The sequence below is a fragment of the Klebsiella sp. RCJ4 genome (assembly GCF_009025755.1).
GTDB lineage: Bacteria > Pseudomonadota > Gammaproteobacteria > Enterobacterales > Enterobacteriaceae > Klebsiella > Klebsiella michiganensis.
Map to the genome: position 1 here is coordinate 368207 of NZ_WCIN01000043.1, position 12249 is coordinate 380455.

The 12249-nt window shown below is 58.5% G+C and carries 9 protein-coding genes; 4 read left to right on the top strand and 5 right to left on the bottom strand.

Going from position 1 to position 12249, the window contains the following annotated elements; all coding sequences use genetic code 11:
- Nucleotides 1-118 precede the first annotated feature (118 nt).
- From F8562_RS24625 to F8562_RS24635, 3 genes are read right to left on the bottom strand one after another with little or no spacing between them, the layout of a single operon-like run.
- On the bottom strand, nt 119-433 hold the full coding sequence (locus F8562_RS24625; protein ID WP_014839328.1) for a PTS lactose/cellobiose transporter subunit IIA: 315 nt from the start codon (nt 431-433) through the stop codon (nt 119-121).
- 23 nt (nt 434-456) lie between these two features.
- Complete coding sequence (locus F8562_RS24630) at nt 457-1779, bottom strand: PTS cellobiose transporter subunit IIC (RefSeq protein WP_004134311.1); 1323 nt, start codon at nt 1777-1779, stop codon at nt 457-459.
- A 9-nt stretch (nt 1780-1788) separates the two neighbouring features.
- Nucleotides 1789-2103, bottom strand: a complete 315-nt coding sequence (locus F8562_RS24635; RefSeq protein WP_004104871.1) for a PTS sugar transporter subunit IIB — start codon at nt 2101-2103, stop codon at nt 1789-1791.
- Between the two features lie 174 nt (nt 2104-2277).
- Here F8562_RS24635 and F8562_RS24640 point away from each other — a divergent pair, with 174 nt between their 5' ends.
- The 4 genes from F8562_RS24640 (at nt 2278) to F8562_RS24655 (ending at nt 8773) form a co-directional block, all read left to right on the top strand.
- A complete protein-coding gene (locus F8562_RS24640) occupies nt 2278-3549 on the top strand; it encodes a PTS sugar transporter subunit IIC (protein ID WP_025106460.1) in 1272 nt (423 codons plus the stop codon).
- Between the two features lie 223 nt (nt 3550-3772).
- On the top strand, nt 3773-5110 hold the full coding sequence (locus tag F8562_RS24645; protein WP_004853540.1) for a maltoporin: 1338 nt from the start codon (nt 3773-3775) through the stop codon (nt 5108-5110).
- A 15-nt stretch (nt 5111-5125) separates the two neighbouring features.
- Nucleotides 5126-7318 carry a CBM35 domain-containing protein gene (locus tag F8562_RS24650; RefSeq protein ID WP_162140817.1) on the top strand — a complete coding sequence of 731 codons (2193 nt, stop codon included), beginning with the start codon at nt 5126-5128 and terminating at the stop codon, nt 7316-7318.
- A 54-nt stretch (nt 7319-7372) separates the two neighbouring features.
- On the top strand, nt 7373-8773 hold the full coding sequence (locus F8562_RS24655; RefSeq protein WP_014839325.1) for a glycoside hydrolase family 1 protein: 1401 nt from the start codon (nt 7373-7375) through the stop codon (nt 8771-8773).
- A gap of 189 nt (nt 8774-8962) precedes the next feature.
- On the opposite strand, the gene F8562_RS24660 is transcribed toward F8562_RS24655, so the two are convergent.
- Nucleotides 8963-9910 carry an alpha/beta hydrolase gene (locus F8562_RS24660; RefSeq protein ID WP_014839324.1) on the bottom strand — a complete coding sequence of 316 codons (948 nt, stop codon included), beginning with the start codon at nt 9908-9910 and terminating at the stop codon, nt 8963-8965.
- 117 nt (nt 9911-10027) lie between these two features.
- Complete coding sequence (flhA, locus tag F8562_RS24665; RefSeq protein ID WP_032720425.1) at nt 10028-12100, bottom strand: formate hydrogenlyase transcriptional activator FlhA; 2073 nt, start codon at nt 12098-12100, stop codon at nt 10028-10030.
- Between the last annotated feature and the right edge of the window lie 149 nt (nt 12101-12249).

Consider the following 12249-nt stretch of genomic DNA (forward strand, 5'->3'; position numbering starts at 1 on the left):
CAGCGCGAGCCGGGAGGTCAGTCAGCCAGGTGACATGAGCATTTACCGTTTTCCCGGGTCGCGGCGTCAACGCCTTACCCGGGCTACGTCATCTCCTCTCCCCCGGGGAGGGGGAACTCTACGCGTGCAGCGGTCGCGAGCGGTAAATGGAGATCAGTTCGCCGATCAGCTCTTTCGCCAGAATTGAGGTCATCAGATGATCCTGAGCGTGAACCATCACCAGAGTCATTTTGGTTTTACCCTCGCCTTCGTCGGCCTCAATCAGCTGGGTCTGTACCAAATGCGCCTCGCGGGCAAAATGCGCCGCTTCTTTCATTTTTTCGTCGGCGGCGGCGAAATCACCCGCTTTAGCGCAGCTCAGCGCTTCGTAACAGAGACTACGCGACTGCCCGGCGTTGATGATGATACCCATTACCTGTTCTTCTAATTCCATGACAAACCTCTGAATAGTATGAATTATGCGGACTGCGGCGCGCTTTCGGCCTGGGCCGCCGCGTTAGCGTGCTCCTGCTCCAGCAGCTGTTTTTCGTAGGCTTTGAGGAACGGCAGATACATCACCATCGCCGTCGCCATGCAAATCAGGCACATGATCACCGGGCTAAAGCTCCAGTTCGCCGCCCACGAGGCGCCGATAGGGGCCGGCGTCGTCCACGGCGTCATCGACACCACGCGGCTCACCAGGTCCAGCTTCAGCGCAAAGTAGGCCAGGGTTGCGTTGATCATCGGCACCAGCACGAACGGCAGGAAGAACAGCGGATTCATAATGATCGGCGCGCCGAACAGAATCGGTTCGTTGATGTTAAATACGCCCGGCACCACGCCCATCCGGCCAATCGTCCGCAGATGCACCGCCTTACTGCGCAGCAGCATCAAAGCCAGCGGCAGGGTGGAGCCGACGCCGCCGATCAGCAGATAGTGATCCCAGAAGCCCTGGACATAGATATGCGGGATCGCGGTGCCTGCGGCCATCGCCGCCTGGTTGATCGACAGGTTCGCCATCCAGAACGGATTCATAATCCCGGTGACGATCAGCGCCCCGTGAATGCCGGCGAACCACAGCACCTGGCACACCAGCACCGACAGCAGAATCGCCGGTAGGGTATCGGACGCCGCCACTAGCGGTTTCACCAGCGACATGATCGCTTCCGGGATGATCATGCCCAGCTGCGCTTCGATAAACAGATTCAGCGGATGCAGCGTCAGCACGATCGCCAGCACCGGGATCAGGATCTCAAACGAGCGCGCCACGCCCGCCGGCACTTCAGGCGGCAGACGGATCGTAATATTGTGGCGCTTGAGGAAGGCGTACAGCTCGGTAGAGTAAATCGCCACCAGAATTGCGGTGAAGATCCCCTGGCCGGAGAAGTAGGCGGTGGAGATCTGGCCATCTTTCAGCGGCGCGGCCACCAGCAGGAACGACATCAGGGACAGCATCCCGGCGGTCAGCGAGTCCAGATTGTGGTGCTTCGCCAGGCTGGCGGCGATCCCGACGGCGATAAACAGCGTCATCACCCCCATGCTGAAGTTAAACGGCAGCATCAGCGCATCGCGATGATCGAGCGAAAATTGCAGCCAGGCGCGGGCAAAGCCCCACGTCGTATCCGGGGAAAACGGCGGGAAGATAAAGACCAGCAAAAACGAGCCGACGATCATAAAGGGCAGGGCGGTAATAAAACCGTCGCGGATGGAGGTGACGTATTTTTGTTGGCCGATCGCCCCCGCCATAGGCGTGATCTTCTGTTCAATCACGGCGATCAGCTTCGCGTACAGAGAGCTCATGATCTTTCCTTAGTTTTTGTTATCGATAAGGGAAAGCGCGAAATCCAGTACGGCGCCGCCTTTCTGCATGCCGTAATCCATCATGTTGATGGGTTCCACGCGGATACCGTATTTATCAGCCTGCTTTTGCAGATCTTTCTGCATGTATTTCACCTGCGGCCCCAGCAGGACCACCTGGTAATGGCCGACCTGTTGATCGAATTCCGCGACGCCAAAGGCGTTGATCTCCACCGGCAGACCGCGCTGCTCGGCTTCGGCGATCATTTTTTTCACCAGCAGGCTGGTGGACATGCCCGCGGAACAGCACAACATTATCTTTTTCATATATCGCTCCTGATGAGATGGATGCGCCGACTATAGTCATAACGGATATAAAACGGAAAGCGCTTTCCATTTGTGGATTTATTTATTGTGACCACGATCACCTATGGCGGGCTTTTACTTTACCCGGGAGTGCGCGATCATCCTGGCGACACCTCTATTCTTAAAGGCAGGATTATGAACATTCAGTTGATGAATGTTGCCGTCGATATTATCGAGCAGCGGCTGGCGCCGCTGGCCAACGTTCTGACGCGCAATAACCACATTACGGCGATGCGCGACAGCTTTGCGCTGGCGATGCCGTTTGTGATTGTGGGAAGTTTGCTGGTGCCGATTTTGTTTCCGCCCGTTTCCATTAACGGCGCATCGGCTTTCGGCCAGTTCTATTTCCAGCTGCGGCCCATTCTGCTGCCAACCTTTGAATTGACTATCGGGCTGGTGGCGCTGATTGTGGCCTTCGGCGCCAGCGCCAGCCTTGCCAAGCAGTACCGGCTGCCGGAGCGGCTCTGCGGGCTGACCGGCTGCCTGGCGTTTTTGCTGTTTATCGGCTTTCGCGACAACGGCGCGACCAATATTTTCCTCGGCGGAATGGGGATTTTTACCGCGCTGATTTCAAGCACTTACTCTATTGAAATCGTGCGCTTTTTCTATAAGAAAGGCTGGTGCATCCGCCTGCCGGAAGAGGTGCCGGTGATGACCCGCAACGGCTTTCAGCTGCTGATCCCGCTGCTGGTGGTGATGCTCTCTATTAGCGTCATCAACGCGCTGCTGCTGCAGAGCACCGGGCGCATTTTACCGGAGCTGATTAGCGAAGCGGTGCGGCCGCTGGTGGTGGCGTCCGATACCCTAACTGCGGTATTAATTTCTTTATTTATCTGCAACCTGCTTTGGTTTGTCGGCATTCACGGTGCGCTGATTATCACCGGGATTATGAACCCGTTCTGGATGACCTATCTGTTTGAAAACCAGCAGGCGCTGGCCGCCGGTTCCGCTACGCTGCCGCATATCTATCTGCAGGGATTCTGGGATTTCTACCTGCTGATCGGCGGCATCGGCTCGACGCTGCCGCTGGTTTTTATGGCGATGCGCAGCCGTTCGCGGCAGCTGAAAAGCGTGGGGAAAATTGGCCTGCTGCCCTCGCTGTTTAACATCAATGAGCCGATATTGTTCGGCTTTCCGATTATCATGAACCCGGTTTTCCTGCTGCCGTTTCTTTTTGTACCGCTGATAAACGCCTGTATCGCCTGGTATTTAACCCATCTTGGGGTTCTCGATCGGGCGGTGGCGATGCTGCCGTGGTCGATGCCGGCGCCGCTCGGCGCGGCGTGGTCAGCCAACGGCAGCTGGAAAAACCTCTGCATGTGCCTGTTCGCCATTTTTAATGCCTGGATGCTCTATCGTCCGTTCTTCAAGGTCTATGAACGGCAGCTCGCCGATGCCGAACGCTAAGCTTTTCGCCTGCCTGCCACAGCCCGCCGCGCGCGGGCTTTTTTATTTCCGCTTAAAGACGTGATCTAAATCACGAATATTTGCCCGCTATCGTTAAATTTGTGAACTCATCCGGCAATTACGGAAAGCGCTTTCCATTAACGGATGTACATTTCCAGTTTTGATCCGTAAATTTCCTCCCGTTCTCAGGCAGTGTTAATAAAAAAATAACCAAGGATAAAAAATGATCAGGCTAAATCATTCAATACCTCTGTCTTTACTCGCCCTCGCGGTGATGAGCGACTGCGCCATCGCCGATCCGAAGTACGATTTTATGCTCCACGGCTATATCCGTTCGGGGATCCTCGCCAACGCCGACGGTAACCGCGCCGACTCCGTTGGCCTGATGCCGGACGGCAAGTGGCGTCTGGGCAACGAAGAGGACACCAAGATCGAACTGATCCCGACGGTGACATTAACCTCGGACAGCGGCGTGGTGGCTAAAGTCCAGGCCAACATTACCCATCAGTCGAAATGCACCTCAGACTGGAACTGTCAGGATGACGACGGGCATGATGTGCAGTTCCGTGAAGGTTTTGCCGAACTGTCAAACCTCGACTTCGCCCCGGAAATGACCTTCTGGGCCGGTAAGCGCTACAGCAGCTCCAACACCTCCAGCCACCAGTTCGACTGGGAGTACATTCAGTACAACGGTACCGGCGGCGGCTTCGACAACATGGATCTCGGCTTCGCGCGCTTCGATGCCGGGGTTTACGCCTTCTCGCCGACGGATGAAACCAAAGCCTACCCGGTCGATAAAGGCGATCAGGGCTATCCGGATGACTACTCGCTCAACCTGTGGCTGAAAAAGATCGGCGGCACCGGCTTCGATCTTGAGCTGATTGGCCACCACATGAACCGCAACGAGAAGCACCCGACCTCGGCGGAGAAGGGCTACGGCGTGACCGGCGTTTACAACTTTGACGGCTTTTACGGCCTGACCGGCGGCTACTCTCGCGTGGTCTTCCAGTACGGGCGCGGCCTGGCGGCGGGGGACTCGCTGGGTAAAAACGGCTGGGGCTGGGCAAACCTCGACGATACCCAGTCCTGGCGCGTGGTGCTGGATAACATGGCCTCGCTCGGCGACTGGGAAATCTCCACGTTCGCCTACTATCAGAAAGACAAAAACTACCGCTGGTGGACGGAAGACGCCGAAGGCTGGGGGCGCACCAGCTGGGTGGCGGGGATTCGCCCGTACCAGCAGATCACCAAAAACTTCGCCATGCAGTACGAGCTGGGCTACGAATATCTCGACGATAAAAACTACAAAGGCGTGGACGGCAAAGGCAAAGGCGGCCTGACTAAAGTGACCATCGCGCCGACCCTGACCTTTGATTCCGGCTTCTGGACTCGCCCGCAGCTGCGCTTCTTCGTGACTTACGCGAAGTGGGATAAAGGGGTGTCCGACGCGCTGGACGGCAACTACGACTGGAGCACCAATACCCTTTCCGCCGGTAGCTACTCGCGCAGCGGCGACACCGATACGCTGAACTTCGGCGTGCAGGCCGAAGTCTGGTTCTAAGGAGAGATAACGATGATTAAGCCGGTGAAAAAACTGATGCTCGTCGCGCTGCTTTCGGCGCTGGGAAGCGCAGGCGCGATGGCCGCGGAGCAGTCGCACTTTGAACACTTTATTACCCGCGACGGCGCAACGTTAAAAGATGGCGACAAGGTGTTCCGCTTTGCGGGCATTCATGCGCCGGAACTACACCGTATCGAGGACGATGCGCGCGGTACCTGCAAGGCCGACTCGCGCGGCTGGGGGCAATACTTCCGCTGGCCGACGGCGGAGGAACAGGAAAACTGGATTAAAGCGCTCGTGCAAACCGGCGCCAGGGCGCAGCGGGTATACGTACTCTCGGTGCAGCAGACGTTTGACGAGGCCTGCGGTCGCGAAACCCATATTCTGGCCCCGGAAACCGCCGACGGCATGCCGCGCCTGAACGAAAAGGCGATGCGGGTGTACGACAACATGATCGCCGAGGCGGACAAACAGGGACTGCGCCTGATTCTGCCGTTTATCGATCACTGGTGGTGGTGGGGCGGTCGCGAGCAGCTGGCGGCGTTCTACCACGAAAAGCCGGAGGATTTTTACCGTACCGACAGTAAAACCTTCAAGGCCTATCTGGACGTGATTCGTCAGGTTATCACCCGTACCAACAGCGTGACCGGGCGCCCCTATTACGACGAAAAAGCGATTATGGCCTGGGAGACCGGCAACGAGCTGGAGGACACCAACGCGGCGTTCCTTCAGCAGACCGCGGCGTGGATCAAAAAGTGGGCGCCGCACCAGCTGGTGGTGGATGGCACCTATAAGAAAATTAATGCGTTTGCGCTTAACGATCCCCATGTCGATATCGTCAGCAACCATTACTACACCAATGCCGATAACAACCATCCCGAACAGGTGAAAAAAGACCTGACGGCGGCAGCGGGTAAGAAAGTCTACATGGTGGGCGAATTTGGCCTGCTGGACGCGCAGCAGCTTAACGCCATTATGCAGTCGATCGTCCATAGCGAAGTCAACGGCGCGCAGGCGGCGGGCGGTTTAATCTGGGGCTTCCGCGGTCATCGTCACGATGGCGGCTTCTACTGGCACAAAGAGTCCACCGGCCACTACAGCTACCATCTGCCGGGCTTCCCGGTCGAAGGTAAGGCCAACCAGGAGATGGAGGTGGTCGACCTGGTGCGCACCGCCGCCGCGCAGATGAACGGGCAGGAGAAAGCGCCGCCGCTGCCGAAACCTGACGCGCCGACGCTGCGGCCGACGGATTCACCGTTTGCGATCAACTGGCTGGGGGCGGCGGTAGGGCGCGCCTATGATGTTGAGCGCGCTGATTCGCCATCCGGGCCGTGGAAGGTCGTGGGGCGCGACATTTCCGACGGCGTTAACGAGTGGAACCCGCAGACGATGGATCTGTTCCGCGATGACTATCGCAGTCTGCGGCTGGGGAATACGTACTATTACCGCGTCATCGCTAAAAACGAGAGCGGCAGTTCATCGCCTTCGAACGTGATTAGCGTGAAGCATACTCAGGCGAATCAGGCGCCAGTAGTGGCGCTGGCGGAGACGCTCACCACCAGCCAGGACCAGGGCGTGCAGCTCAGCGCGAGCTGGCGCGATGACGCCCTCCCGGACCGCAACGTGACGGTGAGCTGGAGCAACGGCGGCAGCGCGCAGGCCCACTTCTGCGCGACGGATAAAGCCGAAACCCGCGCCTGGTTCAGCGCCCCCGGTGAATACGCGCTGACTTTTAGCGCCGATGACGGCCTGCTCAAAAGCAGCAAAACCGTTAAGGTCACGGTGACGGAAGCCGTCGGTAAAGTCCCCGCCGACTACTGCCGTTTTGGCGGCGGGGTATTGAACGTGACCGATGGCAAGATTGCGGCGGCGAAAAGCGAAAAAGACGCGCTGGCGATTGGCGACGACGGCTTCCTCGGGCCGTTCGCCAACGACGGGGATAAGGTCAGCTGGCAGGTTTCCGCGCCGTGGGCCGGCAAGTATCAGCTGCGGGTGACGTTCAGCGGCAAATGGGGCGGCAAGAAAAACTCGTTTATCGTCAACGACGGCGCGCCAATCGCGGTTGAATTCCCGCAGACCGATGAGCAGGGCCAGCAGCTGCTGGTGCCGGTTGAGCTGAAGGCCGGCGATAACCGCATCGACTTCGGTAAATTCGCCGGCGACTGGGGCTACATGTTTATCAAATCGATTGAAGTGGTTGCAGAGTAGTGCTTATTGGCTGCGCCCGTTGGGTGCGGCCTTTTTTAACTTACAGGAGGCGTTATGACCCGGTATCAGTTTCCGGAAGGCTTTTTATGGGGCGCGGCGGCATCCGGTCCGCAAACGGAAGGGATAAGCAACAAGCCGCACCGTTCTATTTGGGATAGCTGGTTTGCCGAACAGCCGGAACGTTTTTATCAGCAGATTGGGCCGCAAACCGTTTGCGACACCTATCATCAGTATCCCCAGGACGTGGCGTTGATGAAGCGGACCGGGTTCAACTCCTTCCGCACGTCGATTCAGTGGTCGCGGCTGATTGACGACTTCGAAACCGGCGCGCCCAATGCGGACGCGGTGCGTTTCTATCATGCCTACCTTGATGAGATGATTGAAAACGGCATCGAGCCGATGATCAACCTCTATCATTTTGACATGCCGGAAGCGCTGCAAAAGCAGTACGGCGGCTTTGAGTCGGCGCACGTGACCGATCTCTTCGCGCGTTTTGCCCGTACCGCTTTTGAGCTATTCGGTCACAAGGTGAAATACTGGATTACCTTCAACGAGCCGATTGTGCCGGTTGAGGGCGGCTACCTGTACGACTTCCACTATCCCTGCAAGAAAGACGGCAGGCTGGCGGCGCAGGTGGCGTTTAACATTATGCTGGCCCACGCCAAAGCGGTGCGCGAGTTTCGCGCGCTGGCGCTGGAAAGCGAGATTGGCGTGGTGCTGAATCTGACGCCGTCCTATACCCGCAACGACAGCGCGGAAGACCAAAAAGCGGCGTGGTATGCGGATCTGTTCTTCAACCGCAGCTTCCTCGATCCGCTGGTGAAGCATCAGTTCCCGAAAGCGCTGTGCGAAATTCTGGCCGCGCACGACTGCCTGCCGGAGGTGACAAAAGCCGACGTGGAGCTGATTACCGGATCGCGCGTCGATTTTCTCGGCGTTAACTATTACGTTCCGCGCCGGGTGAAGGCGCGCGAAAGCGACTATACGCTGGACTATTTCACCCCGGAGGTCTATTTCGAAAACTACGTGAATCCGCAAGGGCGCTTTAATCCTTATCGCGATAATAATGAGATTCTGCCGCAGGCGATTTATGACATTGCCGCCAATATTCGCGATAACTACGGCAATATAAAGTGGTTCCTCGCGGAAATTGGTATTGCGATGGATATTGAGTCGGAAGGCGAACCCGGCGCAGACGGGGTGATTGACGATTCGTTCCGCATCGGCCTGATGGAAGAGCATCTGGTGCAGCTGCATCGCGCGATAGCCGACGGCGCGAACTGCTTTGGCGTGCATCAGTGGACCTTTATCGATAACTGGTCGTGGATTAACTCGTTCAAGCGCCGCTACGGTTTCTGGCGGCTCAACCTGCAAACCGGAGAGCGGCAGATAAAGCGCAACGCGCTGTGGTTTGCCGAACTGGCGACCAGCAACGGCTTCAGTTCTGATAAATAGCTCGGCAAAATCCCCCGGAGGCGGCGCTTGACGCGCCTGTCCGGGCTACCAAACCGCACGAACTTGTAGCCCGGACAGATGCGCAGCATCGCCTCCGGGAAACCGTACCTACCGGGGCTTCGAGGTCCCCGCCGTCTGCGGACAGGTAGCCCGGCTAAGGCGTCAGCCGCGAGCCGGGGATTACCGGCGCTATTTTTTCATTTCCGCCAGCGAGCCTATCCAGTTCATCGCCAGCTGCGGCCACTCGGCGGCGGGCAGGCCCCGGGTCCCGCGAATGCCAAATCCGTGTTTCCCCTCGGCGAACAGATGCAGCTCGGTCGGCACCTGCTGCGCGCGCAGGGCGTTAAACATCACCAGCGCGTTATCCACCGGCACGGAAGGATCGTCCACCGCGTGAAAAATAAAGGTCGGCGGCGTTTGCGGCGTGACGTTCTGCTCCGGTGAATAGCGGTGCTGCCGCTCTGCCGTCGGCGTTTCGCCAATCAATGCCTTGCGCGATCCGGGATGGGCAATCGCCGGATCCATGGAAATAACCGGATAGCCGAGCACCGCGAAGTCCGGCCGCGCGCTCTGCTGGTCAACCGCGTCCACGGCGGCGTAAGCCGGTTCGCTATAGCGGGTCTCCAGGCTTGCCGCCACGTGTCCCCCGGCGGAAAAGCCCATAATGCCGATTTTTTGCGGGTCGATATGCCACTCGGCGGCCCGCGCCCGCAGGGTACGCAGCGCGCGCTGCGCATCGGCCAACGGCGCCTCGCTGCCTTCCGCGTGACCGTCCGCCGGCATCCGGTAGGTCATCACAAACAGGGTATAGCCCCGGGCGTTAAATACCGGGGCGAGATCGCTGCCCTCTTTATCCAATACCACTCGCTGGTAAGAGCCGCCCGGCGTCACCAGCAGCGCGATACCGTTGGGCTTCTCCGGCGCGTAAACGGTAATTGTCGGAGCGCGAACGCCGGTGACCGCGCGATCGGGCAGCGAGGGATCTTTGCTGCGCTCCACCAGCGATTCGCTCGCCGGGCTGTTTTTCGCGCCGGGCGCTTCACCGCCGGGCCAGACGGAAAAGGTGGGAAGAGAGGAAAATGCAGCCTGAGAAGCCAAAAGCAAAGCGATGGCGGCGGCCAGAGGTAAACGCGTCATAAGCATCTCCATTAAGGAAAAGGCTTATTTATCATTCATCAGGAACGGGTAAAGCGAGTTGTCTCACAGAACGCTGTTTCATTAAAATCAAAATGAAACAGCGTTCTGAAGATGTGCCTACTGCAGCTGGTCTTTATTAATACCCAACCGTTTCATGCGCGAAAGCAGCGTCGTGCGCTTTAATCCCAGACGCTGGGCCGCGCCCTTTGGTCCGGCGACCACGCCGTTGCTCTCTTTCAGCACCCGGACAATCAGCTGGTATTCGTCTTCCCCTTCCTCCGGCAGCACTTCCGCCGCCAGCGGCTCCGTCTCGATACTCATTTCCGGTAAGGAGAGCTGCAGTACGCTGCCGCGGGTCAGCAGCACCGCGCGCTCAATGACGTTCTCCAGTTCGCGCACGTTACCCGGCCACTCCATGCGGCTGAGCAGGCGCAGCGTTTCCGCCGGAATGCTGTCAATGTTGCGCCCGAGACGGCGGGCAATTTTAAAGGTGAAGGCCTTCACCAGCAGGGGAATATCCTCCGGCCGCTCGCGCAGGGGAGGCAGGTGGATCGGGAAGACGTTCAGCCGATAGTAGAGATCGCTGCGAAACTCGCGATCGGCGACCATTTGCTTAAGATCGCGGTTGGTGGCGGCGATCAGGCGCACGTCGGTGTGAATCAGCTTATTGCTGCCGAGACGCTCGAACTCCTGCTCCTGCAACACGCGCAGCAGCTTCGGCTGCAGCTCCACCGGCATATCGCCCACTTCATCGAGGAAAAGCGAGCTCTTGTCCGCCAGTTCGAAACGGCCGATACGCTGGGCGCTGGCGCCAGTGAAGGCGCCGCGCTCGTGGCCAAACAGGTCGCTTTCCAGCAGCCCGGCGGGCATCGCCGCGCAGTTCATTTTGACCATCCGGCGGCTATTGCGGCCGCTCAGATTATGAATAGCGCGGGCAATCAGCTCCTTACCGGTGCCGGTTTCGCCGAGGATCAGCACCGTGCTGTCGCTCTGCGCCACCATCTCCACCTGCTTGAGCACGCTGTTCATGGCCTCGCTGCGGCCGATGATTTCGCCAAACTCGCTCTCGACGTTGTTAAGCTGTTCGGTCAGGGCGAGGTTCTCATCGACCAGCCGCTCTTTCAGCCGCTGAATCTCGCGGTAGGCGAGGGCGTTGTCGATGGCGATCGAGACGCGCTCGGCGATTTGCCGCAGCAGCTTGAGGTTGGTGGTGGTGAAGACTTTCTCATCGCACTGCGCCAGCTTCAGCACCCCAAGCAGGGTATTGCCGGACATCAACGGCAGCAGGCACAGGGTCTGAATTTTGTTATCCCACATCTCGAAAAGCATTTTTTCGTACGGCGCCAGCGGGTCGTGCTGATGCAGGTTGAGCAGCAGCATCTCTTTGCTTTTGAATACCCGCTCGGTCAGGGTACCGGCTTCGTCCACTTCGCTCTGGTCGTGCACCGGATGGCTGGCGTCGAGGTAGTGGGTGGAGTAGATATTGAGCTTGCCTTTGCGGTTGCTGCGCAGTACCACGCTGATGGCGTCGATGCGGAAGTAGCGGTGGATCTCTTTGGCCACTTCGCTGACCAGCTCATCGATATCCAGCCGCGAGAGCACCGCGTTGGTGATCGCCACCAGGATGCGGAAGTTATCGCGTTCCCGGCACAGCAGGTCGTAATCAACGTTGTTGCTGACCCGGCTTTGGATCTGTTCGGTCACCACGGCAACGATTTGCGTAAAGGTGTGCAGCCGCTGGTACTCTTTTTCGGTCCACGGCCGGTTGTCGTCGCGAATAAATTCGCAGCCGCCGAAAATACGCCCTTCCGCCGCCAGCGGCAGCAGACAGTAATAGCCAAAGCTGGGATAGAGTCCGCTGCCGGCGAGCTGCGGCCAGGTTTCGGCAAAGGTGGCGCTATCGCAATGCAGCGCATCCGGGCGCGAGAGCAGGCGTCGAACCGGGCCGTTGGCGAGGACGGTTTCATCCTCGTAGCTCACCGGCTGCCCCGCGTCGTCGCAGGCGTGCCGGACCGCGCGATGGTTGCCGGAATGCCACAGAATAATCGCCGCCCGGTCGGCGAGCGCGGACTGCTGCACCAGGCCGGTCAGCGTCTCGCTCAGCGCGGCCAGGTCCGGCTGCTGTAATAAAATGCGGGTGATATCAAACAGACCCTGCTGCCCAAGATCGCCCATCGGTGTATACGACATTGCTTAAGTCCAAAAGCGCCGCAAAGCGGCGCAGAAGAAAGTGATGACACAAATAATAGTCTGTTAATAAAGCGGTTGTGACCGCCATTAACCCATCCGTGGGTGCCCGCTGGTTTGGGCTGGGTAATCATGCTGGCTTTTCCCGGCTC

Excerpts from the sequence above, each read along its gene's own strand:
- flhA (WP_032720425.1), bottom strand. The coding sequence starts at position 12,100 with ATGTCGTATACACCGATGGGCGATCTTGGGCAGCAGGGTCTGTTTGAT.
- F8562_RS24625 (WP_014839328.1), bottom strand. The coding sequence starts at position 433 with ATGGAATTAGAAGAACAGGTAATGGGTATCATCATCAACGCCGGGCAG.
- F8562_RS24635 (WP_004104871.1), bottom strand. The coding sequence starts at position 2,103 with ATGAAAAAGATAATGTTGTGCTGTTCCGCGGGCATGTCCACCAGCCTG.
- F8562_RS24640 (WP_025106460.1), top strand. The coding sequence starts at position 2,278 with ATGAACATTCAGTTGATGAATGTTGCCGTCGATATTATCGAGCAGCGG.
- F8562_RS24660 (WP_014839324.1), bottom strand. The coding sequence starts at position 9,910 with ATGACGCGTTTACCTCTGGCCGCCGCCATCGCTTTGCTTTTGGCTTCT.
- F8562_RS24630 (WP_004134311.1), bottom strand. The coding sequence starts at position 1,779 with ATGAGCTCTCTGTACGCGAAGCTGATCGCCGTGATTGAACAGAAGATC.
- F8562_RS24655 (WP_014839325.1), top strand. The coding sequence starts at position 7,373 with ATGACCCGGTATCAGTTTCCGGAAGGCTTTTTATGGGGCGCGGCGGCA.
- F8562_RS24645 (WP_004853540.1), top strand. The coding sequence starts at position 3,773 with ATGATCAGGCTAAATCATTCAATACCTCTGTCTTTACTCGCCCTCGCG.